The sequence below is a fragment of the Pseudomonas sp. TE3-3-F2023 genome, from assembly GCF_036784815.1.
GTDB classification, from domain to species: domain Bacteria; phylum Pseudomonadota; class Gammaproteobacteria; order Pseudomonadales; family Pseudomonadaceae; genus Aquipseudomonas; species Aquipseudomonas pudica.
Map to the genome: position 1 here is coordinate 4423738 of NZ_CP145113.1, position 25388 is coordinate 4449125.

The 25388-nt window shown below is 56.0% G+C and carries 26 protein-coding genes and 1 pseudogene; 16 read left to right on the top strand and 11 right to left on the bottom strand.

Translation table 11 applies throughout. The features are described from left to right. The first annotated feature begins 71 nt into the window (after positions 1 to 71). Complete coding sequence (locus V3314_RS20465) at positions 72 to 1901, top strand: SLC13 family permease (RefSeq protein WP_085599332.1); 1830 nt, start codon at positions 72 to 74, stop codon at positions 1899 to 1901. Positions 1902 to 2040: 139 nt separating this feature from the next. Then, on the top strand, positions 2041 to 3465 hold the full coding sequence (locus tag V3314_RS20470; RefSeq protein ID WP_322493462.1) for a diguanylate cyclase: 1425 nt from the start codon (positions 2041 to 2043) through the stop codon (positions 3463 to 3465). Between the two features lies 1 nt (position 3466). On the opposite strand, the gene V3314_RS20475 is transcribed toward V3314_RS20470, so the two are convergent. Continuing rightward, positions 3467 to 4228, bottom strand: coding sequence for a TSUP family transporter (locus V3314_RS20475; RefSeq protein WP_338459571.1), 762 nt, complete (start codon positions 4226 to 4228; stop codon positions 3467 to 3469). A 98-nt stretch (positions 4229 to 4326) separates the two neighbouring features. Here V3314_RS20475 and V3314_RS20480 point away from each other — a divergent pair, with 98 nt between their 5' ends. Continuing rightward, positions 4327 to 5232 (top strand): LysR substrate-binding domain-containing protein, encoded by a 906-nt coding sequence (locus tag V3314_RS20480; protein WP_338459572.1) that lies wholly within the window; start codon positions 4327 to 4329, stop codon positions 5230 to 5232. Between the two features lie 563 nt (positions 5233 to 5795). Then, positions 5796 to 6374, top strand: a complete 579-nt coding sequence (locus tag V3314_RS20485; protein ID WP_108481321.1) for a cysteine hydrolase family protein — start codon at positions 5796 to 5798, stop codon at positions 6372 to 6374. Here the strand turns inward: V3314_RS20485 and V3314_RS20490 are convergent. Next, positions 6359 to 6712, bottom strand: a complete 354-nt coding sequence (locus tag V3314_RS20490; protein ID WP_046614866.1) for an SH3 domain-containing protein — start codon at positions 6710 to 6712, stop codon at positions 6359 to 6361. The genes V3314_RS20485 and V3314_RS20490 overlap by 16 nt on opposite strands. Positions 6713 to 6919: 207 nt before the next feature. Between V3314_RS20490 and V3314_RS20495 the strand changes: the two genes are divergently transcribed. The 5 genes and pseudogenes from V3314_RS20495 (at position 6920) to V3314_RS20515 (ending at position 10366) form a co-directional block, all read left to right on the top strand. Then, on the top strand, positions 6920 to 7963 hold the full coding sequence (locus tag V3314_RS20495; RefSeq protein WP_085599345.1) for an alpha/beta hydrolase: 1044 nt from the start codon (positions 6920 to 6922) through the stop codon (positions 7961 to 7963). A 294-nt stretch (positions 7964 to 8257) separates the two neighbouring features. Further along, entirely contained in the window at positions 8258 to 8443 is a 186-nt protein-coding gene (locus V3314_RS20500) for a hypothetical protein (protein ID WP_046614864.1), read from the top strand. Positions 8444 to 8596: 153 nt separating this feature from the next. Continuing rightward, positions 8597 to 8812: pseudogene (locus V3314_RS20505) on the top strand (XRE family transcriptional regulator); the annotation flags it as partial. Between the two features lie 45 nt (positions 8813 to 8857). After that, the gene (locus V3314_RS20510) at positions 8858 to 9241 is read left to right on the top strand and encodes a hypothetical protein (protein WP_108481323.1); all 384 of its coding nucleotides are present in this window, start codon (positions 8858 to 8860) and stop codon (positions 9239 to 9241) included. A 927-nt stretch (positions 9242 to 10168) separates the two neighbouring features. Next, positions 10169 to 10366: a hypothetical protein gene (locus V3314_RS20515; RefSeq protein WP_064491911.1), complete on the top strand. Its 198-nt coding sequence runs from the start codon at positions 10169 to 10171 to the stop codon at positions 10364 to 10366. Positions 10367 to 10574: 208 nt separating this feature from the next. On the opposite strand, the gene V3314_RS20520 is transcribed toward V3314_RS20515, so the two are convergent. Then, on the bottom strand, positions 10575 to 11378 hold the full coding sequence (locus V3314_RS20520; protein ID WP_338459573.1) for a hypothetical protein: 804 nt from the start codon (positions 11376 to 11378) through the stop codon (positions 10575 to 10577). 122 nt (positions 11379 to 11500) lie between these two features. Between V3314_RS20520 and V3314_RS20525 the strand changes: the two genes are divergently transcribed. Next, entirely contained in the window at positions 11501 to 13195 is a 1695-nt protein-coding gene (locus V3314_RS20525) for a P-loop NTPase fold protein (protein ID WP_064491913.1), read from the top strand. Positions 13196 to 13355: 160 nt separating this feature from the next. Here the strand turns inward: V3314_RS20525 and V3314_RS20530 are convergent, their stop codons facing one another. From V3314_RS20530 to V3314_RS20545, 4 genes are all read right to left on the bottom strand, one after another. Then, entirely contained in the window at positions 13356 to 13916 is a 561-nt protein-coding gene (locus tag V3314_RS20530) for a 3'-5' exonuclease (RefSeq protein ID WP_028692342.1), read from the bottom strand. A gap of 154 nt (positions 13917 to 14070) precedes the next feature. Then, positions 14071 to 14967 carry an ATP-binding protein gene (locus tag V3314_RS20535; RefSeq protein ID WP_028692343.1) on the bottom strand — a complete coding sequence of 299 codons (897 nt, stop codon included), beginning with the start codon at positions 14965 to 14967 and terminating at the stop codon, positions 14071 to 14073. Then, positions 14964 to 15455 (bottom strand): hypothetical protein, encoded by a 492-nt coding sequence (locus V3314_RS20540; protein WP_028692344.1) that lies wholly within the window; start codon positions 15453 to 15455, stop codon positions 14964 to 14966. Before V3314_RS20540 ends, V3314_RS20535 begins: the two co-directional genes overlap by 4 nt. Then, positions 15452 to 16396, bottom strand: coding sequence for a CBASS oligonucleotide cyclase (locus V3314_RS20545; RefSeq protein ID WP_028692345.1), 945 nt, complete (start codon positions 16394 to 16396; stop codon positions 15452 to 15454). The genes V3314_RS20540 and V3314_RS20545 overlap by 4 nt, the downstream gene beginning before the upstream one ends. Positions 16397 to 16736: 340 nt before the next feature. Between V3314_RS20545 and V3314_RS20550 the strand changes: the two genes are divergently transcribed. Together V3314_RS20550 and V3314_RS20555 are read left to right on the top strand one after the other, a co-directional pair. Next, positions 16737 to 17555: a WYL domain-containing protein gene (locus V3314_RS20550; RefSeq protein ID WP_081273215.1), complete on the top strand. Its 819-nt coding sequence runs from the start codon at positions 16737 to 16739 to the stop codon at positions 17553 to 17555. Positions 17556 to 17606: 51 nt separating this feature from the next. Then, a complete protein-coding gene (locus V3314_RS20555) occupies positions 17607 to 19133 on the top strand; it encodes a 5'-methylthioadenosine/S-adenosylhomocysteine nucleosidase (protein WP_028692347.1) in 1527 nt (508 codons plus the stop codon). A 132-nt stretch (positions 19134 to 19265) separates the two neighbouring features. Here V3314_RS20555 and V3314_RS20560 read toward each other — a convergent pair whose 3' ends face one another. Both V3314_RS20560 and V3314_RS20565 read right to left on the bottom strand, forming a co-directional pair. Next, positions 19266 to 19565: a hypothetical protein gene (locus V3314_RS20560; protein ID WP_028692348.1), complete on the bottom strand. Its 300-nt coding sequence runs from the start codon at positions 19563 to 19565 to the stop codon at positions 19266 to 19268. Between the two features lie 30 nt (positions 19566 to 19595). Continuing rightward, complete coding sequence (locus V3314_RS20565) at positions 19596 to 20651, bottom strand: DUF2971 domain-containing protein (RefSeq protein WP_338459574.1); 1056 nt, start codon at positions 20649 to 20651, stop codon at positions 19596 to 19598. 129 nt (positions 20652 to 20780) lie between these two features. On the opposite strand from V3314_RS20565, the gene V3314_RS20570 reads away from it, so the two are divergent. Further along, positions 20781 to 21026, top strand: coding sequence for a hypothetical protein (locus V3314_RS20570; protein ID WP_036986654.1), 246 nt, complete (start codon positions 20781 to 20783; stop codon positions 21024 to 21026). Between the two features lie 257 nt (positions 21027 to 21283). Here the strand turns inward: V3314_RS20570 and V3314_RS20575 are convergent, their stop codons facing one another. Together V3314_RS20575 and V3314_RS20580 are read right to left on the bottom strand one after the other, a co-directional pair. Next, positions 21284 to 21499, bottom strand: a complete 216-nt coding sequence (locus V3314_RS20575; RefSeq protein ID WP_028692350.1) for a hypothetical protein — start codon at positions 21497 to 21499, stop codon at positions 21284 to 21286. Positions 21500 to 21569: 70 nt separating this feature from the next. After that, positions 21570 to 21944 (bottom strand): hypothetical protein, encoded by a 375-nt coding sequence (locus tag V3314_RS20580; RefSeq protein WP_028692351.1) that lies wholly within the window; start codon positions 21942 to 21944, stop codon positions 21570 to 21572. Between the two features lie 319 nt (positions 21945 to 22263). On the opposite strand from V3314_RS20580, the gene V3314_RS20585 reads away from it, so the two are divergent. The 3 genes from V3314_RS20585 (at position 22264) to V3314_RS20595 (ending at position 25292) form a co-directional block, all read left to right on the top strand. After that, positions 22264 to 23010: a metallophosphoesterase gene (locus V3314_RS20585; RefSeq protein ID WP_338459575.1), complete on the top strand. Its 747-nt coding sequence runs from the start codon at positions 22264 to 22266 to the stop codon at positions 23008 to 23010. 12 nt (positions 23011 to 23022) lie between these two features. Further along, entirely contained in the window at positions 23023 to 23265 is a 243-nt protein-coding gene (locus V3314_RS20590; protein ID WP_338459576.1) for a hypothetical protein, read from the top strand. A gap of 302 nt (positions 23266 to 23567) precedes the next feature. Continuing rightward, entirely contained in the window at positions 23568 to 25292 is a 1725-nt protein-coding gene (locus V3314_RS20595) for a hypothetical protein (protein ID WP_338459577.1), read from the top strand. The last annotated feature ends 96 nt before the right edge of the window (positions 25293 to 25388 follow it).

Sequence of the window (25388 nt, forward strand, 5' to 3'; positions counted from 1 at the left end):
CCTTCAGCACAATCCGGCACACTGGCTGCTACTGTCTATCGTGCCCCCGTGTGAAGGAACACCCCCTCCCCATGAACCAAGAGCTGCTCTGGGTCCTCGGCCTGCTGGCCATCGTCATCACCCTGTTCGTCATCAACCGTCCACGCATGGACGTGGTCGCGCTGCTGGTGATCCTCGCCCTGCCGCTATCGGGCATCCTCACCGTGGAGCAGGCGCTGGCCGGTTTCAGTGATCCCAATGTGGTATTGATCGCCGCCCTGTTCGTGATCGGTGAAGGCCTGGTGCGCACCGGCATTGCCTACCGTATCGGCGAATGGATGAGCGAGCGGGCCGGCAACAGCGAGGCGCGCCTGCTGGTGCTGCTGATGGTGGCCGTGGCGGGGCTGGGGTCAATGATGAGCTCCACCGGCGTGGTGGCCATTTTCATTCCGGTGGTGCTGAGCATCGCCGCACGCCTGCAGCTTTCGCCCGCCCGCCTGATGATGCCGCTGGCTTTCGCCGGCCTGATCAGCGGCATGCTCAGCCTGGTGGCCACACCGCCCAACGTGGTGGTGCACAGCGAGCTGGTGCGCCATGGCGAAGTGGGCTTCAGCTTCTTCAGTTTCACCCCGTTCGGCCTGGTGGTGCTGGTGCTGGGCATCGGCTACATGCTGTTGACCCGACACTGGCTGAATGGCGAAGTGCGCAAGGACGGCCGCGTGGAAAGCCGCCGCACCCTGTTGGACCTGGTGCTGGACTACAAGCTCAACGGCCGTGAACGGCGCCTGCGCATCCGTCCCCACTCACCGCTGATCGGTCATACCCTGGGTGAGCTGGAGCTGCGCACCCGACATGGCGCCAACGTGATCGGCATCGAGCGCCAGCACAAGTTCACCACGAGGGTGATCGCCGCCGACTCCAGCACCGTGCTGCACCAGGGCGATGTACTGCTGCTCGACCTGTTCGCCAACCGCGACGACCTGCGCAGCCTGTGCCAGACCATGCAACTGGAGCCGCTGCACTTCAAGGCCGCCTACTTCATCGACCAGTCCCAGGAGCTGGGCATGGCCGAGGTCATGCTGCCACCAGGTTCGAAACTGCTCGGCAAGAGTATCCTCGACCTGGCCTTCCGCACTCGCTTCGACCTCAACGTGGTCGGCTTGCGCCGCGAGCAGGTGGCGATCGAAGAACAGCTGGTAGAGGAAAAGCTGCGCCTGGGCGACACCCTGCTGGTAGTTGGCCCGTGGAAAGCCGTGCGCCAGTTGCAAAGCAAGCCCAAGGACTTCCTGGTCCTGAGCCTGCCTGCGGAAATAGACCTGGTCGCGCCGGCCCGCACCCGCGCACCACAGGCGTTGCTGAGCCTGGCGGTGATGGTCGGGCTGATGGTCAGCGGCGCGGTACCCAATGTGATTGCCGCGCTGATCGGCTGCCTGCTGATGGGCGCAGGCCGCTGCATCGACATGAACAGCGCCTACCGGGCCATCCACTGGCAAAGCCTGGTGCTGATCGTCGGTATGCTGCCTTTTGCACAGGCACTGCAGAAGACCGGTGGCATCGACCTGGCAGTGGGCGGCCTGGTCAGCGTGCTGGGCGGTGCCGGCCCCAGCGCCATCCTTGCCTGCCTGTTCGCAGTCACGGCGGTGATCGGCCTGTTCATCTCCAACACGGCCACTGCAGTATTGATGGCACCCGTGGCCGTCAGCACCGCCACGCAGCTGGGCATGTCACCCTACCCGTTTGCCATGACCGTAGCGCTGGCCGCCTCGGCGGCGTTCATGACCCCGGTGTCATCGCCGGTGAACACCCTGGTATTGGGCCCAGGGCAATACCGCTTCGCCGATTTCGTCAAAGTTGGCGTGCCGTTCACCGTACTGGTGATGCTGGTGACCGTGTTGATGGTGCCGTGGTTCTTCGGGCTGTGAGGTGACCCGTCTCGAATGAAGGCAATTTGGCATTATCTCGACCGATCGCGGCAGATTGACATCAAGTCCCTTGACGAAACACACTTATGCGCAGTCGCCCCAGGTGCTTCAAGCCGTTGTCCTGGATTTCGTTTCCGCTTTGCCGGTCGAGCCCATGGTTTTTCCAGCCCATTCGCGCTTGTTGCACTACGTCGTTCTACTTGGCCTGACCTTCGCCCTGACGCTGGGCGGCATCCTGGCCCGCCCGATCGAATCTCTGTCGCTGTTCTGGCCGGTCAATGCGGTACTGGCCGGCGTGCTGCTGCGCTACCCCCGCCAAGCCACGCCGACAGGCTTTACCCTGGTCTGGCTGGCCATGGTCGGCGCCGACTTGTTGTGTGGCAGCACCTGGTTACCGGCCCTGTGGTTCAACCTGTGCAACCTGGGCGTGGTGGTCACCCTCTGGCTACTGCTCTCGCGTTTGCCGCGCTTGCACCGGCGCATGCGTACCCCCCACGGCGTGCTGAGCGTGTTCGGTGCCTGTGCCGCCGCGGCGATAGTGGCGGCCAGCATGGCGGCGGTAATGGCCACGCCGTGGTTCGAACAGTCCCTGCGCGCCACCTGGCTGGCCTGGTTCAGTGAACAATTTTCCACCAGCGTGCTGGTGCTGCCAGTGCTGCTGACGGCTCCCTCGGCACGCGCCCTGGTACGCGGTGGTGCCCAGGCCATCCGACTGGCGCCGTTGTTGGTGCTGCTGGCCTCGCTGGCGTTCAGCATTGCCTTCGGTGGCCCCGGGGCCATTGCCTTCCCGATTGCCGCGCTGCTGTGGTGTGCCTGGACGTACTCGCCGTTCCTGGTCTCGCTGCTGACACTCACCGCCGGCAGCACGCTGATCGTGGCGGTGGCGCAAAACCTCATGCATTTCAGCGTTCCGCAAAGCGAGCCCGGGGTGACCACGCTGCTGTCGGCGCGCCTGGGCATCGCCATGCTGGTGCTCGGGCCGCTGGTGGTGGCCTGCGTCAGCCAGGCCAACCGCAGCCTCATGGCCCGCCTGGCGCATCAGGCCACCATCGACCACCTCACCGGCGTGCTCACCCGCAGTGCTTTCACCCGCCGCGCAAACACGCTGCTGGAAAGCCGCCAGCAACACGCCCAGGCGCTGCCGCTGACCCTGATGATGCTGGATATCGACCACTTCAAGTCGATCAATGATGCCCACGGCCATGCGGTCGGTGACCAGGTGCTGCGCCAGTTCGCCGGCACCCTGCAGGACCAGCTACACGATGGCGAACTGATCGCCCGCCTGGGCGGCGAGGAATTTGTCGTTGTACTCCCGGGCATGGCGCCAGACCGGGCCAGGTTCACTGCCGAACGCCTGCGTCGCGCCGTGCAGGACCTGCATGTGATGCAAGCCGAGCAGCACCTGCGGATTACTGTCAGCATCGGCCTGGCCGGCTGCGCCGCCGACATGCCGGCCCCCACCCTCGACGAACTGCTTGCGCGCGCCGACCAGGCGCTGTACCGGGCAAAGGCCCATGGCCGCAACCGTGTCGAGCAGGCTGAACTGCAACGCCAGGTGATGTGATCTAGGCGGCCAGCAAGTCCCACGTCAACTTGGCGATCAGCACGCACAACAGCACCAGGAACAGCCCGCGCACAAAGCCCGCGCCCTTGCGCACTGCCAGCCAGGTACCAGTCAGCGCACCGAGGATGTTGCACAGCGCCATGGGCAAGGCGATGGCGTACAGCACGTTGCCTGATGGCACGAAGAACACCAGTGCCGCCAGGTTTGTGGCGATGTTCACCACCTTTGCCGACGCCGAGGCGTGCAGGAAATCCAACGCAAAGAAGCGGATGAACAGGAAGATCAGGAAGCTGCCAGTGCCCGGGCCGAACAGGCCATCGTAAAAACCGATCGCGCCACCGATCAGTAGCGCCAGGCACTGCTCCTTGCGGCCGATACTTGCGGGTTTGTGCAGTGTGCCGAAGTCCTTCTTGCAAAATGTGTAGATGGCCATCAGCACGATCAGCACCAGCACCGCCGGGCGCATCACGCTGGGCGGCACCAGCGACACTGTGGCGGCACCAGCGAACGACATGATGAAGGCACTGAGCGCCGCCGGCACGATCACCCCCCAGTCCAGCGTCACCCTGCGGATGAATGAACGCGCAGCGAAGGCCGTGCCACACACCGACGCCAGCTTGTTGCTACCGAGCAATGCCGCAGGTTGCGCGGTGGGCAGTACGTTGAACAAGGCGGGGATCTGGATCAAACCACCGCCACCCACGGCGGCGTCGATCAACCCAGCGGCGAAAGCGAACACGGAAAGCACAGCGATATCCATCATGACGCGGTTCCAGGCAGTGAAGACGCCTGCAAGGCTAATCAAAGCGCCGCGCTTGTGTTGAAATGCCGTATTGCGAAAACTGCAATAAGGAGCAGGCAATGGCTTTGGACATGTTGCGGGAAATTCAGGCGTTCGTCAGCGTGGCGCACAAGCGCAGCTTTGTCGCCGCCGCCCGCGCCCTGGGGCGCTCCCCCAGCGCGGTAACCCGCGCGGTACAAACCCTGGAAGACAACGCCGGGAACAAACTGCTCAACCGCAACGCCAATGCCGTGACCCTGACCGAAGCCGGCGAGCGCCTGCTGCCACACGCTGAACGCTTGCTGGATGTGCAACGTGATGCCGCCGACGAACTGGCCGCGCTCAGTGGCAGCGCACAAGGCTGGATCCGCTTCGCCGTGCCGCAGGTACTGGGTGAACATATTCTGCCGCAGGTACTTGCCGAGTTTTCCCGCTGCCACCCCCAGGTAACCCTGGATGTGCAGTACAGCGACGGGGCCTTGGACCCGTTGCAAGGCAAATTCGATTTCGTTGTGCGCGGTGCATTCCCACAGTCGAGCGAACTGATCGGCTACCCGCTGTGGGATTACCGGCGCCACCTGTATGCGAGCCCTGAATACCTGGCCCTGGCCGGCACACCACAACACCCGCAGGACCTCGAAGGCCACGCGCTGATCCTGCACACTGCCCCGCGCATCCTCAAGGCCTGGCACTTCTGCCGCGACGGCCAGATTACCAGCCTGCGCCCCAGGCCCAGGCTGCGCCTGGACTCTGGCAACGCGGTGTATCACAGTACCCTGGCCGGTGCCGGCATCGCCCGCCTGGCCGCCTGGGTCGGCGAAGCACAAGTCAAGGCCGGGCGACTGGTGCGGGTATGCCCGCAGTACCGCCTGACCTCAAGCAACGGCCAGAACCCGCAAATGCATGCTGTGTACCCAGCCGGCGAACTGCCGGCACGGGTACGCGACCTGCTGGCGGCCCTGCGCCGCGCCGGCCTGGCCTGCTGAAACACCCTCTGAAATCACTGTTCAAATTCTGCTCAATTTAACAGAGCCCGCCACAGGCTTGGCTTGCAGCACTTTATCCACAGACCTACCCACGTTTTTTGTGGACAGTTTTCCTAGTGCAAAGAACGACTTATCGTACAAACGGGTAGGGTGAATCGGCCAACAAGAAAGAGGAAAGGGCCCGCCCGGAGGACAGGCAGGCCGCGAGGGATGGGGGTGGTGAACGTCAGCTTGGCGGAATGGTGCCAAGAATACCGATCAGAATGGTCAGCAGCAAAAAACCACCCAGGAATAGCGCGAGCTTGCCCATTGGAACCTCTACAAGTGTGATACGGGAATGGGCTTATTGTCGGGCCAGCGCTGATACCGTTACAGATTCAGGTTTGTGGAAAAAAAGCGGATCAGATGTAATGACTGGCGCGCTGCGATCCCCACCAACCCGGCCACGGCACCGCCCAGTGCCATGGACTGGCAGGGCGTTGCTGCAATTTTTTTTTACGGTCATCCACGCTACGCTGTGCCAAAGGCAATCGCTCGAACCTGCCAAGGAGTGCTATCTCGTCGTGACCGCTTTAACCACCAACGCAGCGCTGTTGCTGATCGACCTTCAGGTTGGCATCCATCACCCGCGCCTGGGCCGGCGCAACAACCCCGAGGCAGAACTGCGCATGGGCGAACTGCTGGCGGCATGGCGTCAGTCAGGACGCCCGGTGGTCCATGTGCGCCACCTCTCCCGGTCGGTGGACTCAGTGTTCTGGCCGGGCCAGTCCGGCTGCGAATTCCAGCCCGCATTTACCCCGCTGGCCAACGAGACAGTGTTCGACAAACATGTACCCGATGCCTTCGCCAACTCCGGCCTGGAGCGATGGCTGCACGCGCGCAGCATCAAAGCACTGGTCATCGCCGGGGTGATTACCAACAACTCCGTGGAAGCCAGCGCACGCTCGGCGGGCAATCTCGGTTTCGATGTGGTGGTGGTTGAAGATGCCTGCTTTACCTTTGACCAGCACGACCTGCAAGGACGGCTTTGGCCCGCGGAGGATGTACATGCGTTGTCGTTGAGCAACCTGGCTATGGATTACGCGCGCATCCTGTGCACGGAGCAGGTGCTGACCGATGGGGCACTTCAGGTCAGCCGCTGAAGCTTTTGCTCTGGCAACCAGCCAAGCTCGTCATCGCCATGGCGCCGACACCAGACCCAGCCATTGAGCTGGCGCACCATCTGCACCAACTGCCCCGGGTCGACATCCAGCTCATGCGCCGAATAGTGGTCCAGCGCCCTGCCCTGGCAGACGCTGAGCCGCTCGATCAATTGGGCTGGAACCCAGCCGGGTTCCTGGCCGGTGCAGGTACAGAGGTACCAGTCCTGCCACCCTGCCTCGCCCTCGTAACGCGGGCCAATGTCCAGCAAGGTACCCTTGGCGAAGCGGATGGGCCGCGGGTATTCACTGCGGTGAGATTCAATCACGACGTAATGCATGGGCCTCTCCATGGCCGGGAAAGCTGGCGATCGTAGCAGAAGCAGCAAAACTCTCTGCCGTACGGCATTTGTATCTTCATGTATGTAAAGTGAGATGTGATACACAAGAACGTTTCATGCAGGTGCAACGGACACATCTGCGATACAGCCGTCACCTTTACTGGTACCCATCGATCTGCCCCGATGGTTTCGCCAAGGAGATGCCCGATGCCTGTCCGCCACTCGACCACCGCCCTGCCACACCGCTTCAGCCGTACGCTGCTCGCCTGTGCCCTGCTGCCGCTTGGCCTGATGGCGGCAAACATGGCCACGGCTGCACCACAGCAGCCCCAGCCAGCCGCCACAACGGCGGATGCTTTTGGCCCGCTGAAACACGTCAACGCTGGCGTGCTCGATGTGGCCTACGTAGAGCAAGGCCCGGCCGACGGCCCGGTGGTGATCCTGCTGCATGGCTGGCCGTATGACATTCACAGCTTCGAACAAGTTGCACCCGCCCTGGCGGCAAAAGGCTACCGGGTGCTGGTGCCTTATGTACGTGGTTACGGGCAGACCCGCTTCCTGTCTGCGGCAACCCCACGCAATGCCCAGCCCTCGGCGTTGGCCAGCGACGTGATCGCCTTCATGGACGCGCTGCATGTCCAGCGTGCCGTGCTTGCCGGCTTCGACTGGGGCGCACGCACCGCCGACATTGTCTCGGCGCTATGGCCAGAGCGGGTAAAGGCGCTGGTATCCGTCAGCGGCTACCTGATCAGCAGCCAGGAAGCCGCCAAGGCCCCCCTGCCCCCTGGTGCCGAGTTGCAGTGGTGGTACCAGTACTACTTCGCCACCGCGCGCGGCCAGGCCGGTTATGAAAAGAACCGCCATGCCTTCGCCAAACTGATCTGGCAAACCGCCTCGCCCAAGTGGTCCTTCGACGACGCCACCTTCGAGCGCAGCGCCAAGGCCCTGGACAATCCCGACCAGGTGGCGATCACCGTGCACAACTACCGTTGGCGGCTGGGGCTGGCCCAGGGCGAAACGCGCTACGACCCGCTCGAAGCCAAACTGGCCAACTTCCCCAGTATCGGAGTACCGACCATCACCCTGGAAGGCGACGCCAACGGCGCCCCGCATCCGCCGGCCGAAGCCTATGCGCAGCGCTTTACCGGCAAGTACGAGTACCGGCTGATCAGCGGCGGTATCGGCCACAACCTGCCGCAGGAAGCGCCGCAGGCGTTCACCCAGGCGGTGGTGGATGCGGACCACCTGTAGCTTGCTGGCGGCAATTGCTACATAAGGTTTCGAAAAGAACGGCAGGCCCTGGGTTGAGCCGCGTCGAGGGCCTGCATAGGCGAAAACCGATTGCGGCCAGGTACCACGTGGTGTTGAGGCGGATTTGAAATACACGATTTGAAATGCGACCTGTAGGATCTTTTTACCTCGCAATGTAGGAAGAATCGAAGCAGTGAGCTTTGCCTGTATGAAACATCAGTTTCTCCAGCAAATTCGAGCTGCTACGGTCCAGTTTTCCTACAACGGCACGGAAGCCTACAGCATGAGAAAAGCATGGATCCGTTCAATACCTCGGCTCTGAAGCTGCAGAAGAATTTGCTTAACCTGCGCATTGAGCGCGATCGCCTGAGAAGGGAGGGCAAGGACACGGAAGCGGACAAACTCGCAGCACCGATCGAGCGGATAGAGGCAGCTATTCGTCAATTACCGGATGACATGAAGCCAGTGACCCTGCAATAAAACCTGCGGGAGCGGGCATGCCCGCGAAGAATGCAAAGCGGTGTATGGCTCCGGCCGCGCTGGTGTTCGCGGCTGGATGCCGCTCCCACAGATACAGTGCAGAGTTCAAGCTTTACGCAATCTCTGCAGAATATTACCCACCTGCGCGCTGCGCCACGGATCGTGAACATCAACGTCCGCGCTTTTGTAGGTGACGGGATCTACCTCTTCTACTAGGATGACCACTCCTGCATCAAACGCCTGCAGGCCACTGATGTGGAGCATTTCGAAATCTCGTAGAACACCGGGCACAAGGATCGGCTCATCCGCCTGGACGTAACCTGTATCCAGTTCTGGATGCTGCTGGCGTGGAACGCCTGTCTAGTCTGATTTGCCCCGCATTTCGTAGCCACATTACATCTATCGGGATCACCCGTGTCACGTATCAAAAAGCTTGGTGTTTTTATCATTCTGCTCGTGGGTTCCGGCTATGCAGCTGTGGAATGGAAGAGGCACGCAGACTTTGAAAAGACTGGGGAGGACCTGGTCCGCCAGCTGGGCTCACAAATCGTCACCAATCTTGGGCAGATGAATGCCACTTGCAGGTCCGTGGCCAGAATCGACTCGGTCGCCCTTGATACTGACGGACTGCTTGGCATGAAGGGATCCGCCGTTCTTTACATTACCGGGAGGAACGACAGCGTTATTTCCATTAACTACCGTATGGAAACGGTGGGAGACAAGGTTTGGGTCCAGCCTACGGATCAGATTTCCGCGCAGTTGTCAGTAATGCAATTTGGCTTGAGAGGCTGCGGCTAGCGCTCAGTAGCAAGCGAGGAGCCCGCCTTGGCGGGCTTTTTCGTGCCTGTAAGAATGGGATGAAGCCAGGTAAGTTGGAGCCTTGGCGAAACCGACCAAGCAGGAAGTATCGGAAGCGCCGAAACAAACCATTCCCACGGATGTTCCCATGGATGGTTTTCCTATGCCCCAAAAACGCAAAAAGCCCTGAATAATCAGGGCTTTGAATGTGGCGGAAGCGTAGAGATTCGAACGGTTATATCTGGTTCAACCTATTACCCTTTCCTTGGCCGACATGATGACCTCACCCACCTCAGCTGTCAACACCAAATAATTCGCGGCCTCCAACGAAACCCCATTTCTGAAGCCTTGCCGTCTCACAAGATGCAATTCGTTGCACCTTAGCAGTTGCGCCTTATTTCAAGGCCCGCAGCGCTTGAAGCCCTGTCATGACGCTTGCCTATTGACCCTTGTGGACGTCCCTACCACAGGCTCAATTTCCATTGTCGCCCAATCATTTTCACCACTGTAGAAATGACTCAGCCGGCTCCGCCGGCCGCGCCATGCCCAACGATGACTCTCGAAGGGAGCACCAACGTGTAGTGCCAACCTTTTGGAAAGCCAGGTGTCAATTTTCACCAATTTCCAGCTGCCTATCCACGTGGCACCTTTCTTCTTCGCCCCTATACCAAGCACCTAACGTGAAGCTAGATCAAGCCGGGAATAGGAAGTCCCGCTATTTCTTGAAGAATTGACGGCAGCGCAAATGTCACCAATGCGCCGAGCATCCCAAGGGAAATGTCAAACCAAAAACTCAACATCACGATTATTAAGAGTACATTTATAGCGTACTCTTAATATATATGACCGATCACGAAAAATTCCTAAACCTCTTGACGCGCCCACCATGAAGCCATTTTAATGGAGCCCTCACCTTGGAGGCATTTAATGAAATACGACAATACAGAAACCTCATATTTTCACCACCTCCATCAGCTGACCGACCACAAATCGAGACAGGCCGTGGCAAAAGCATATGCACTCGAACTCTCTAGCCTTTCGGCAGAAGAGATTAAAAAAATCATGAGACACCAAAGCTATGAAATCCCCAAAATTTATCTAAAGGGTTTTGCCACCAAAAAATAAGAAAAACCACCTCTACCGTACTCCCCTAACGGTAGTTCTGAGCGAATTTTTATCGCCAAAATACGGTTAGTAACTTTCCAGACAGACACGACCCCAGTGTTGAAGCACGAAAAGCTTTGAGTGTCTCGGTCTCAGAAGAATTGCCATCACGAGAAACCTGTGTGGCGCAAACTTATATGCCGGATAGTTTTTCTCATACCACTCACTCCTACAGACTCCACCGCTCGCATCGACGATTTCTACCATTACCCCTGTCCTCGTAAATCTGAAAGCAATCAAAGTCTGCAGATAGCGTTACCACTGCTTCGATTGCACTGCGCAAATCAGACCCTACCAGTTGATCTTCATGTCTAAATACGATGGTAGGAGGCAAGTTCCCACCCGACCTTGCAACCACGTAACCCCAGTCTGTCCAGCGATGCTGAAACCAGGCAGGATTGGAACTGTCCGAGTCAATCTTCCGAGCGAAATCGCGTATCTGCTCGACCAGCCCTACTAGGCTCTCAAAGTTTGGCTGTCGATTGTTGAATCGGGTGACTTGGTTGGTCTGTTCGAAAAAGTCTGTACCCAGTGAAGGTGTGATTGGGTATCGCGCGTCGTTAACGACACTTCTAGACAGATCTTTCAATTGCTTTAACTGATCAGGCTCAAGGTTTATATCCAGCCGCTCGGCCATGCACTCGTAGTCATGTCCGAGTTTGCGAACTACACGCTCAACCAGGTCTTCTGGACAGTGTGAATAAAGTTTGACCACCCCGCCCTTCAAGAACATTTCAACCGCATAGCCAAGCAGCAACATTGATGACCGAGCCAGAGCGGAGTCCTTGATAAATACCTCAGAAGACCTAGGGCTCTGATCAGCAATAATCTTAATAACTTCTTCTTTATTCAATAACCACTGTTGCCTCAGTGCCTTTGCCGCCACCAAAAGACCGTCACCTTCTTTTTTCCAGTTTGCAGCCTTAAAAATCCCCTTGCTTTTCGAGCTCACAACCGCTTCTCGGTTACTCATAAAATCCTCCTGACATTCAACGCTCCACATCATTGCAAAAAATTTCGCCTTGAGACACTTGAAATTCTTGAGCCCGCCACCACCTCACTACACAAGGACGCATTATATTATTCGGAGTTTAGATGACCATCGAACGCTGCAAGCACAATTTGTTGCTGACCCTTGCTTCTCAGGATAATCGAGTCATTGCTCTGACAGGCAAATGGGGCACAGGCAAGACGCACCTTTGGCAGCAGGTTCGTGACACCTCGGTAGACGAGACGATAAAAAAAGCAGCTGCCATCTCACTTTTTGGGGTGAGTTCAGTTAATGACCTGAAGACGAAGGTTGCTTACGCCCTAATGCCGAGACTTGTTGACAAGGGTGTCGCTACTCAAATTACTGAAGCTTTCGAAGGGCTCACTAAGCTAGCTAAGGGACTACATCGTAGCTTTAACGCGATGGACAACCTCCCCCTTGTCATTCTACCCACTCTCCTTAAGAACAAATTCCTTGTTATCGATGACATTGAGCGCAAGCACGACAAGCTGCACATTGACGAAATTCTCGGTTTCATTGATGAGTGCGTCCAAGTTCACAAATGTCGGGTACTGCTCGTGCTCAACGATGATAAGCTGACGGATAAGAAAATCTGGGAGCAGTTCCGAGAAAAGGTAATCGATCAGGAGCTACGGCTCGACACATCTCCGGCAGAAGCGTTCGGCATAGCCAAAGGCATCATCAAAACCGAATGGGAGGAAGCACTGGAGAAGGCCACAGTCACCTGCGGCGTCACCAACATTCGAATCCTTTGCAAAATCATCCGCGTCGCCAATCGACTGCTCGAGGGGCACGGCCCCCTTCCAGCCGAGGTTATCGAGAAAGTTATCCCCTCAGTAGTCCTACTGAGCACTATTCATTTTAAATCGCTTCCGGATGGCCCTACATTCGAGTACCTACTTGATTATAACGGTACGGTATCGGCAACCCTCAGAGCCATCCGAGCGCGGCAAGGCGATCAAGATGAAAGCGAAGATGATGCTCAGCATGCACAGTGGGACTCACTGCTGAGCGACTTGGGTATCTACAGCTGTGGTGAGTTCGAAAAACTGGTCGTTGAGGTTCTTCGTACTGGGCTATTGGATACACAGGCAGTCCAAGATCTGGTCGAGCGCTACCGACACGACAGCAGGCTGCTGATTTCAGGCAAGGGCGTCGCGCAGTTCATTCAGCATTACAACTGGTATCCCGAGCTCACTACAGAGCAACTGGTAGCTGAGCTACGCAGCTTGGTTCCAGGCGCAGAATTTATCGAGCCACCGACTCTCAGCTACCTCATGGATCTGTCAGAGGAGCTTACAGGCGGCCCGGAATTGAGCGAAGAATTTTTATCTTCCTGGTCGACAGCTCTAGACGCCGCCCATCCCGACGGGCTAGTACCTCCACAGTGGCCATCCACTCGGCCGATTCGCCCTGAGGTGGAAGCTGTGTTGAACGCCGCATATGCGCGCCTGTCCTCCACAACAACCCTTGCCGAGGCATGCTCTCACATCCGCAAGACCCAAGGGTGGGGCGACGCTGAGGAGCATCTGCTCAAGCACATCAAGGCAACTGAGTACCAAGCTGAGATTTCTAAGGCCAACGGTCGTAACCTTGAAATGATCTTCAATCAAAGCATGCAGTTCGTGCTTCACAAGGCTGCATACCAGGACTTTGGCGATGTGGGTGATCGCTTTGTTAAGGCATGCCGAAGCATTTTGAGAGCCGAACCCAGCTCCCGGCTTTCTGGAATCATTCGAAAATTTTTCGAGTATCACAACCAGGCCGGGCTTCTTTAAAAGCCACTGAAAGCCCTCGCACCCGAGGCTACCTAATCCGTGGTAACACTCGGGTGCGCCCGGTCACCACACTTGCTTTTTGGCTCTGCAAGCCTGGAAAGTGGTTGAGCTTTGCCAGTAAACGTAACCATAGGGTACCGAGCAGCGCTTCCAGAAAAGCCTATGACCGCTTACTAGCTACCAGCTTCTCTCGAATCAAATTGAACAGCTCCGCCTGGTACACGGCATCGTCCAACGCATCGTGATTGCCAGAGCTTTCAGGACTCACAATTTTTTCGATCTCACTCGACCGAGTCGATTTCCAGGTGCACTGAGCGGTACCGAAGAACATCGACTTGATGTCCAACGCGGCGATGCCAAATGGGTTCTCACCGAGGTACAGGTGGAAGTAGTAATTCACGAAGCTCCAGTCGAAGGATGCATTGAACCCCACGAACACTACGGACTGGTCTGCGCCCTCAAGAGACTCAACCCAAGCCTTGAACTGTGACATCGCCTCAGCGGGTTCCATCCCCTCCTCGCGCAGCTTATCCAAGGACAAACCCGTAACCTCCAGAGCCGCAGGAACGAACTCCTCAGAAATCGGCTTCAGGTAGCAAGAAAACTGCTCCTCAGGGTTGGAGGTGAGGCACGCGCCGATCGACAGCATGCTGTACTTGCCCGGGATGGGGCCTGATGCCTCGATATCTACGGAGACGAAAATTTCTTTGTCGGCTTTCATAACTACTCCGTTTGAGCAGCTGCCTGGCTGGCAACCACAGCGTCCATTAGCAGACACCAAAACGCCTGGAATGATCGGAAACGAGGCTCGATGAGGGCAAGAGCAGTTCGCCCCTCCCCCACCGAATCATTGAACCGTGCACACGCCTGGTCGATTACTTATCTTCCATCACTGGAGAAGGACGCATCGAAAGAATGGACTCGGTCAGATCCTTGAAGTCCAGTGGGCGATTCGGAAACGCTTTCGCCATTGCCATTGGATACAGGCGAGTCCGGATATCAGAGTAAGTCCAAGCAGGCTGACCGTTGCGCTCACCGGTGACAGTTGCCAGGTCGGTCAGTTGTTTGTCCGAAAGCCCCATGCCAGCCAAATCCATGCTGAACAGCTCCTTCCGCTCCGCAGCATCCGGGCGAGTGAACTCTTCAACGATGGCAGCACGACGGCGAAGGGCCGCATCCAGCACGGAAAGCCGGTTGGTGCACAGGATCACCACAATGCGACCGCCATACTTACGCAACTCATCGACACCCTGAATCAAGGTGTTCACTGCCACCTTGTCTTCGTGGTGACTCTGGCTCTGCGATCGGGAGGCCGCAATCGAGTCACCTTCGTCGATGATCAGAATTGCCCGGCGCTTCTTACCTGCAGCCTCAGCAACCTCTGCGAAGGCCTGGGTCAACAACGTGCCCATCTCGCCGACCTTACCGGAACCACGAACGCGGTTGCTCAGCTTGAACAGCACCGAGTCCTCAGCACGCGAATCCCGGACGATACGGTTAGCAATGCACTCCGCTGTTGCGGTTTTGCCGGTACCGACGTCGCCATGGAAGATCACTAGGGGGTACTGATCGGCTACGAGGTTGCAGATCGGCAGCACACTTTTATGATGCTGCTTGCTCCACTCGGACAGCTGACCTTGGTTCAGCAGCAGTTGGAGTTGGTTCTGCACACGCTCATAGCGGCCGGCAAACCCGAGCAACACTTTCTCGCGATCAGTCAGCTGGATATCCGGCAGCTCAATGGCCGAGTCAAAAACGGAGGTAGTGCTCATCGGGTGTAGTCCTTACGTTCCATGCCGTAGCCATTGCTGGAGTATTCACGCCCACCACTCTGGGTCAGCTGAGAGTGAGAAATGTCCGCGTAACTGGTCGACCAACTGCACTTCATTTTGCTGGCCATCTTTTCCTGAGCATTCGCATCGTAGGCGTCAACGGTGCCGAGAACGATCCGCAGTTCCGGGCTCGAGAGTCTTGGCCAGAGGGCATTTCCTGGCCGCTGGTTCGCAAGCGAGCCAGACTCATTGACGTAGAATCGCGCAGCCTTGTACTCGACTCCGTAACTCAACAAGGTGATATCGACGTACTCGAGGTAGCCGTACTTGGCCAGAACCTCAATGTCGTGCCCCCACTGACGAGCCTCGGCTTCGGTGATCGCGCCGCTGCTGGAAGCGATCATCACGAGGTCAGCCGTGATACGCCGCATGACCGCTTCAATATCAGTCGTGGTGAAGGTGCTGGTTTGGGTAGAGGTAGAACTCATGCTGCGTCCTCCACCTTGAAGCCTTTACCGAACAGCTCTTTCCACACCTCGAAATCATCCTCCATCGAGGCGAAGTGCGCGGTTTCCCACGATTCCTCGGCCAGTTGAACGATTTCCTTGCGCTCATCCTCGGTGATGCGGCTCGCGACGTTGTTGGTGTCGGATACCGGGTCGATGATCACTACTGCGTCCTGGAATTGAGACACCCAGCCGTTCTCAGGAAACTTGATGACCTCCTTGAGCCCGGATTGAACGATGTACAGCAGGAAGTCCCGGAAGCGCTTCTCCAGCGAGCCAGCCTTGCCGTTCACTTCAAGCACGTGGGCCATGATCAGCTCGATGTGGAAGGATTTGAGCGGCACCTCCTTCCAAGTACGCCAGCGCTTAGCCAGGCGAACCAAGGTGCGGAAGTCCGGATCCTCATCCTTCCGAACCTTCACGAAATTCACCTGACACGGTGCGCAGGTTTCAGTCTTCGAGCCGTCAATCCGGTCGAACTGCCAGCCATAGTTTTCCTTGTTCGGGTTCTCGATAACCGGAACGATATCCACCTCGAGCCCGGTACCCACGAAGGTCACTTTCGCAGCCTTACGCTGGATTTCGAAGTCTTCAACAGACTTGTTGGGGTACAGGTTGACCAGCGCGTCGTAGATTTTTTGGCTCAGGGTCGCGAAGGTCTCTTCATCCACCTTCTGCCCACTGATGTAGAAAACCACGTCCACGTCGGCGGGATTCTGAGCGTTAGGCCGCAGGATGGTGTGCTTGGCAAAGGAGCCTGCCTTCACCACCTTCTTGATGGTGATTTTGTCCTGCTTCTTCAGGCTGTCCTTCAGCGCTGCGATCAGGCGATCGACCTGGGCGTTGTAGGTCTCCCGCTTCTCTTTTGGCAGGCGCAGCACGTTACTGTCGTAATACTTGATCTGAGTGTTGGTGAGTGGCATGTGCCATCCCCTCCTAAGAATGTTGTGTTAGTCGCAAAGCATCCCTACCAGCAGCTACACCACATGCCGACGGATGAGATGGCGCGGCCACTCGAGCACCAGGCCCGAATCGCCCTTACGGCTCACTGCAGTTCAACCATCCCGCACCATCCGAAGAATCCGGCCAGGAAAATTGCGAACCTCAGCTCGCTAGCGTATGATTACTATACGCATAGTTTTTAGATGTAGTCTAGTTTTTATACGCTATCGAGGTTCGAGCATGACAAACGAGTCCAAACCCACGGACAACCAACCCATCAGCAAGGGACGGCAAGGAGCACGTTGGGGCCAGGAACGTCGGTTGGAATTCATCGACTATCGACTGCGGTGGGATGGCCAAATCAACCGCAGCAGTCTTACTGACTTCTTCGGAATCTCGGTACCCCAGGCGTCACTGGACATCACTGAGTACGCGAAACTCGCTGAGAGCAACCTCGAGTACGACACCCGAGCCAGGGTCTACAGGGCTACTGATTCATTCAAAGCAGTCTTCCCGTCCAGCGCAGTTGAGCGCTACCTGGATGATCTGCTGCGCGTCGCCGTTCAGCCAGAGATCCCCTACGGCAGCTTTCTGGGCTGGCAATCCCCTGTCGCTGCCGTGCCCAAGCTGGGTCGGCGCCTGAACGCAGACATCGTTGGGGTAATTCTCCGCGCGATTCGCGAGAAAGAACTTGTCGAGGTCTTCTACCAATCCCTGACAGACCCTGAAGGCGGTGAGCGGATGCTGTCTCCTCATGCCTTGGTGCATGACGGTAACCGCTGGCACGTCCGGGCGTACTGCCACAAGCGTAAGGCTTTCCGGGATTTCTCTCTGACGCGCATCAAACACTGCAAATATGTGGGGCAAGATCGGGATCGGGATGACGAAGACTACGCCTGGAACACCATCGTGAATGTGATTCTCATCCCGCACCCCGGTCTCACCCCAGCCCAGCGCAAATTGATCGAGTCCGACTTCCTGATGGAGAACGGCGAGATGCACGTGAAGTGTCGCCGAGCCCTTCTCTTGTACCTCCTGTTCCAGCTCAACCTGAATGAAGACCAAGCCGATCAGAGGCCCGAGGTCATCCAGCTGGCCCTGAAGAATAGGGATGAGATCAAAGACCTCATCCAGTATTAACACCTAGAAAATCAGCCAACACTTAACACCTTAGCTACCGGAATTGTCACGATGGCAAACCTTGAAAATGATTTCATTTTGATTGCGGGCAGCATCTCTCCCAAAACGGAGAAGCGATTCGTCGATCGGGCCCACGCCTTCACCCGGGCGCTCACCAAAAGCATCTTGGACGCTAACGGCGGACTTGTTGTGTACCTTGCCGGTGAACCCAAAAATGATGATGGTGACCTGCTGACCTTCGATTGGACGGTAGCTAACGAGGCAAGCGCACTTGCCTCGAATTACACGCCGGCACGCCAGCTGAAGATCGTCACATCTCTCAAAGCGATGTCGGACAAGATGTCCGAAGAACAGCGGATGTTCATTCGGCGACTGCAGGCTAAGAAGTTCGCTGAGATCATCTATATCGATGATGACCTTGTGACCGGCGGCAACATCGGGGATGAGCAAGTCGATGTGGCCACTGCCATGATTGCCATGGGTGGAGGCCGTGGAGTATCCGACCGAGCGCACAAAATGCGCAAGAAGCGCCTACCCGTTCTGCCCTTCGATCTGCAGCTCGGAGGCTTCAGCGATGATGGTGTCGGGGCGATCGGCTTGCATAAGGCATTCTTCAGTGACCCACTCTCGATGTTCCCGATCACTGGAGAGCAGGTGAAAGGGGAACTGGGGACACTGTCTTTGCAGGAACCTATTTTCCCGCTGGAAGAGCTGGCAGATATGACCGTGGAGCTGTTCCAGGCAGAAAGGGAAGCTGAACAAGCCTCTCGGACTCCAGATGTTCTGATTCTGACTGCTCTGTCAGTGGAGCTGGCCGCAGCCAAGCTTGCCTGTGGGATTCAGGATGAGACGCCGCATCGGCGCTCTGCGAACCATATCCACTATTGGACGACGATCCTGGACAGACACGATGGCCCGGTTTCGTGTGCGATCGCGTCGCTTGGCTCGGCAGGTAATGTGAACGCCGGCAACATCACTACCCAGCTTTTGTCCGAGCTGAAACCGAAAAAAGTGCTGATGATGGGCATCGCTGGCGGCCTGCGTGGAAAGATGACCTTGGGTGAAGCCATCGTATCGGAGCGTGTTGTGTACTACGAAAGCGCTGCCGCGTTGGCAGATGGAGTCCTGGCCGCGCGCCCTGAAATGCAACGGCCTGGCATGGCAACATTGCAGGATCTCAGCACTTACTTCTCCTCTCCATCACTCTCTGATCGCTTGCAGGAGCGCGCAAAAGCGCTCGGTGTAAGCTTGCCGAAAGAGTCCACAGCCGGCGAGGTTGCACCGAAATTCAAAGCTTCAACTGCAACGATCGTGTCCGGGGAAAAGCTCATCAGAGACTCCGAATTCTTCGCACGGCTGCGACAGATCCACGACAAAGCCTGCGTCGCAGAGATGGAGGCATATGGTGTAGTGGATGCCTGCGAGAAACAAAACGTGCCAGTCTTGGTCGTCCGGGGTATCAGCGATTTCGGCGACGATAGAAAGGATGATCTTTTCCATCGAGTCGCCTCCGATGCTGCTGCCATCGTGGTCGTTGACTACATCATTCACGGCTGGAGCCGGGCCCAAGCTCACTGAATAGCTAAGCCCAGAATGTCGAGCGCCCCTGTATGGGGCGTCCGTTGCGAAAGAACGTCGATGACGTACCTCCCGTCACCATCAATAGTTAAGTGTTGATGGTGGCTCGGAGCGGGTAGTATCTGACTTTGGTCAGGCGCCCTTACTCCTAAGCGTGAAAATGAAGGACGGAGGGGTAAATGCATCTGCGTTTTTGTTGTCCCGGCCTTCATACAGCCACTCCCCCGCAAACCCCTGCGGGCCAGCAACGATAAGGGCATTATCGGGATTTTTCAGATGCTCACCCACTGGGCGCTCCCCGCCTGGCATGAATCCTACGAGCTTGGCCTCCGAGGTGTTCTCTACAAGCAGCTTCCCTTCTTCTGTCAGGTAGCCTCGAAGCACGCCCAGCCCAGTGTTGTGAACCACCAGTGGCTCCCATTTCACATCCATGGATCTCTCCTTAATTTTCGTGGGTTTTGACTACCAAGGCATGTTGCCCTGCTGCCGTCCATCCATGGAACACCAATCGTCCAGGCTGGTAGGCAACGAGACCATCTTGTACTCATTGCGTTCAAGCGTTACCTTGAAGACTGGTATATCGATGTCTCTGCAGATCTTCAAGATCTTGAGCGCATCAGCCTCCGAGATCTTGGCCCCGAGATGAACTGCCTTGAGGGGTGCAGCGACATTGATACCTTTGACCTCTCTGTCGTCTTCAGGAACCACCCAGCGCCACTCCCGCTCATACCGCCAATCGACAGCCTTACACAATGATGCCGCAATGCCAAAAAGGGCGTTGTAGTCCTTGCCCAAGCGTTGAGCTCTTTGGATGTGGGTGGCGTCGAACAGTTTATTTGTGTAGGCCACCGGCCAAAGAGTGAGAGTCGAAAGGTGATTTCGATGAAGGCCTGTGAAGTCGTACTCCATGGCAAAGCCGGTATGGTTGTGGCCATAGTGACTCCACATCAGCACTGAATCCACGCGCTCACTCAGGCTGCAGATTTTGTAGCTGCTTTTGACCTGATCAATAAGGGTCGAGAGCTGCCCAGCCTGGTGATTCGACGTCAACACCTCTACTTCGTGTCGCCATTGCTCAACGTCTAGGAGACACGGCTCTTGTGCCGAAGCAAGCGCCACCGCCGATGAAATGGGATCTTCGCACGCCAGTGCGGTGACGACCTGATCATCGCTGAAACCAAGCTCAACGAGTTTCTCCCACGCAGCGAGCTTCTTGTAGTCAATCCAGAACGCCGTGTCGTAAGGGTCATTGAACTCACTGGCTAAGCTCAACCAGAGAGTTTTCTTAGCTAGGTTCTCCAGCGCCAGGTCACTGCAGGCTCTGATCTTGAACAGTTGATTGGGCGTGTGAAGGTATTTCTCGCTGATGAGCGACGGGATGTCCATATCACCGATAGTGGCTGACGAAAAATTCTCAATGAAATCTCTTATCCAATCCCTATCCACACGAATTCCTTTGTCTACCTGACTCGCTTGAACCAGAGAAATTACCACATCTGGAGCCACGCTCTCCCTCACTGCTGGCCTCCCTAACGGCCTGTCCTCCTAGACTGGGTGTGACCCAACGCCCTGGCAGAAACCGAGCTTGGCCATCCTAGCTTGGCCGCTATACCATCAGCTCCTTCCCGGTAAGTGGTTGATACAAACATGCTGAAATTTCTCGAGCAAATCTGGGACTGGGCCTTCCCGGACAAGAGGTCAGAAGCTGAGAAAGAGAAGGAGCGGGAGTTCATTCAGGCTGTCAATCAGCTCAAGACGCTCAGGGTCACTTCCCACGGACGCATGTCGATCGACCCAGAAGAAATTCGCGACCAGGTACTGCAGAGTCGCGAGTCCTATAAGGATCTCATCTCACCGCTGCATCGCAAACAAAATCCAGATTTCGACGTCTAGACCAGCCATATTTGACCGGCTGGCTTTGGGAGTCGACGGCGGTAAGGTGTTCCGCAGGCACGTACTCGACGTACCGGCCCGATGAACCGGGAATCGTACCCTGTCAAGCCGTAGGTGCGATTGGTGTGAAATCACGTCGTTCCTCTGGCGTGAAATGCCCGGCCAACTGCCTTTGTAACGTACTTTCAGGAATGTAACGTTCGCGATGTTACATTCCAAAATTTGAGTTACAGGTTCATGAGCAAGCCGCATGGCACTCAATGTCGGTGTTGGTCAACACTGCCGCCAGTCAGCATCTCCTCAACAAACTCGATCGACATTTCGAGCTCGCCTTGTATCTCCTCAAACACAGATTCGAGGTCTGGATGCGTCCCCGAAGCTCGTAGCTCTGTTACAAGTCGCACGAGATCTCGCCCTTTAGCCAAAGGCATCTGGATGTTGCAGTACACGGTGTCTCTGCCGTCTCGGCCCATAACTCCTCCAACTCACTTTGATACGACGAATTGAGAATGCCATCTACGGGAATAGCTGCCGTAAGCCCATTTAGACAGATCTCATGGCGTGCCGGTGCGCACGAATATGAATGACTTCCCGCTCCCACTCCTCCACGAATTTTTCTAGGTCACTCCGGTAGGGCCCAGCAGCGAGCCGTGTAGAGCCGATGCTCGCTTGTGCAAATCGCTCGCGCCATGGCGTGGGAATACTCTGCACGTCGACAATCTCGCGTCCTGAGATACGAGTCGACGTCTTCACGCGGGAGAGGATATGCCTACATGACTCAGCGACCGCTCCCAGATCTCGCTCAACCAAATCCAACTCTTGGAGCAAGGGGATCGCCTTTGGATCGCCAGGTTGAATTGCGAAGAGCGCCCAAAGCAGCCGCCGTAATAGACGCTCGCCATCCATTAAATCATCCATGGATTAGTCCTCCTCACTCTGGGGAGCCTTGGATTCGGAGGCATTTTCAACTGTCCTCCCCTCCCGGTTGAGCACAGCGTTGGGGGTAGCGCCGAGATCATTGAACACGGAGAGTGAGCAAATGCAGCCAGTACAACGCTTCCCATAATGATCCCGTTTGGGATCATTAATCCCTATAAACGCCGTTAATGTGCCATTTTGGGATCATTACGGAGGACGTTAATCACGGCGCATTTTTTGTAGACCCCAACCTTGCTTAGGCGGAAAATAGCCTTATCAAGAATTTACCGCAAGCGAAGACTGGAGCCGGCCCTCCCTTATGAGTTCGAAGATCCTACGCCTTCCAATCAACCCCTCTGGCCGGGATTTTGTGGTCGGCGACATTCACTTTAAAACGATGGATCTGCACCGTGGCTTGCATGCGTTAGGCTTCGATAAAACGAAGGATCGGGTGATCGCAGTAGGTGACCTTATTGATCGCGGGCCCGGCGTGCTGGACGGCCTGAAGCTTCTGGGTGAGCCCTGGTTCTACACTGTCCAAGGCAATCACGAACGGATGCTGATCGACGCTTACCGTGAAAACCCGTTAGCCCGCTATGCAGCTCATGGCGCCGGCTGGTGGCCAACAATCGCTGATGAATCAAAAGGCATGATCATCGATAAGCTGAGTAGCCTTCCTCTCGCGATCGAAATTGAAAGCAGTAACGGGATCGTTGGGATCGTACACGCGGACGTGCCAGCAGGAGTCACATGGCCCAAATTCTTGGCAGAACTGGATAACCAAGCCTTTGAGGATGTGGCGCTTTGGGGGCGAGAGCGGGTGAAAAAGCACTTTCGGGATGGCGTCTCGGAAGTCTGGAGAGTGTGCACAGGCCATACGTGGGTGCCACGTCCGTTGAGGCTCGGTAACGTCCTCGCCCTGGACATCACAGGGGGCGGGGATGGTTCGCTGGCGATCTACTGCGTTCAGGACGACATGACTTACATTGACGGGTTGCCTGCATCACTCGATCAAGCAGAGCGTCTGACTGAAAAGCTACAGATGCTTGAGAAGAAAGCTCAGTAGCTGAAGACAGCTTTGAACGGAAACAAGCTAATTGAATCCCAGATCCATGCCGTAACGGTCGACGTGACCTTGAAGCAGGTGACTTCAATGTGGCTGCAGGTTCAAGAGGGCGTGGTTGAGCAGCAGAAGCTGGTAAATGCTCTTCACGGCCTAAGCCTAGTGAATGGTGAGCGGCGCAGCGCCATGCTCGATGAGCTTTGCAGCAAGCATGCCGGAAGCCAGACTGAAAGCCTGCTACGCCGGCTCCTTGGGTAAGGTGGTTACATGGAACAGATGATTAGCCTTAGCCAGGCCCGGCGCCGATGGCGTCGTATCCTACGGCTGGTTGAGCTGGGCTGGACGGTGGTGATCACCAAACAAGGCAAACCGGTGTGCAAAATAGAGCCGCCACTGTGAGCTCAATACCTCAAGTGCCTTCCAACCCGGCTTCTACGGTACCAGCCAGGCTGATCAAACACTTCGCTAGGCTTAGAACGGCCTAAATGGCGGCTTAACCTCGTCTGACACCCTCCAGTTTGATAGGCTCGATGCTTGGGTCATACACTAATGGAGTAGTTATGCTTCAGGTTGCAAGCGGCAAGCTTTTCACCCACCCCGCGCGCTCAAATTTGCTTAGGGGCGTGCTCTACACAAATGTTCATTTACCCCATGATACGAGCGTGGAAACTGCTATAGGCACGTTCACCCCTCTGGCTCACTCTCGCCATGGCAACGCCATTAGCTGGAATTTTACAGAACAGGTGGAGGGGACTGAAAATGGCCCGGGAATTTTAATCTCAAACGGCATAGATACATATATCGACGATTGCGCCGACATAATCTCTTTCTCTTTGGACTGCATTTGCACGCCGAGCTCAACAGTCGCGGAAAGGCTGTTAAACAAAGGCGGCCGCCGCAGCCGCGACTCAGCAAAGAAACTTTTACCAAAATTCTTTGAAGAAGATATCTATGTACACCAGGGGCTAATCCCACAATTTCAAGCATTGACCAAAGATCTAATAGGTCTGCCCCGCGCAAAATTTACAGGCGTAATGAAATCCATCCGGACATATGTAGCAGCACTCCACCGCCTGGAAGAAGATGTAAACCTGGCTTACACGCTTCTGGTAATGTCACTTGAAACACTGGTTCAAGACTTTGATGGGTATGAAAGCAACTGGTCTGACATCGAAGAGCGTAAACGCCGCCCACTGGAAAAGGCACTCGAAGGGGTTGACACCGTTCAAGCCGACATCATCAAAAATACTCTAGTAAAAGTAGAGCATGTCGCAGCAAGCAAAAGATTCAAAGCATTCATAAAAAAGCACATTACTGATGATCACTTCTCCCCTCAGGCATCTGGCGAAACCGCACCTGTGGGCAAGCGCGACTTTGAAACTGCATTGAGCAATGTGTATGACATTCGCTCTAAATATGTACACACTCTAAGACCTCTGCCTAACGAATTTTTGGCATTCTCGGATTCTAGAGAGGCCGTCCACATAGGTGACGATCTTATATTTACAATCAGGGGCTTGCGAAGAATAGCGAAAACAGTAATCCAATCCTTCATACTTAATCAAGAGAAAATCATCAAAGAACCGTACAACTATTCCCTAGAAAGCCCAAACATTATCAGGGCAAGAATGTGCCCAAGCACGTGGATATCCAGGACTGACGGTCTGTCAGCAAATAGCTACAGATTCTATTTTGATGGATACATTTCCCTCCTAGATCAGTTTTTTGAAGATTTCCCAAACAAAAAACCTTATGATGTGAAGCGCCTACTTGAAACGGGTTTAAAGCAACGCGCCCAGCTGAAGCCGGAGCAACACAGATCGCTCATCGGCCTATACTTAATATTCACAATGATCACCCACGCTTCCAACCACCCAAAAACCAAATTAAAGAAGACAGATTTCGACAAAATAAATACACCATCGATCGAATCCCTCATAACGCACATAGCTACCGGAGAAGCCATCGACTGGCCTATCACTGAGCAAATAAAGTACCATGAGGGCTATTTCAAAAAACGATACAAAGCATATGAAATAAAAATACCACGCAAATTAGAAGCCTGCCTAGAACTAGCTCTTGCCGAGCGCTACAGGGAATCCGGCGAACTTCCCAAAGCTGTCGAGAAACTAAAATCTGCCACGCTCGACTACCCGGAAATCCTGGAAATTCAAGAATTCGCTAGATCATTCCCTCCAGACAAACCGATCGACTGGCTTCTAATCGTATACCCTGCCCTCGCAGAAGAACGGCCAATGAGCACTCTTGATTTGAGTGGGCTTTAGCTTCAAATTTTGAAAATGGCCTAAGTTTAAGTGTTTGTTACCCAATTCGATACTGTAGTCCACCCACGGGTTATTCCCCTTACCAACAAGGAGTTC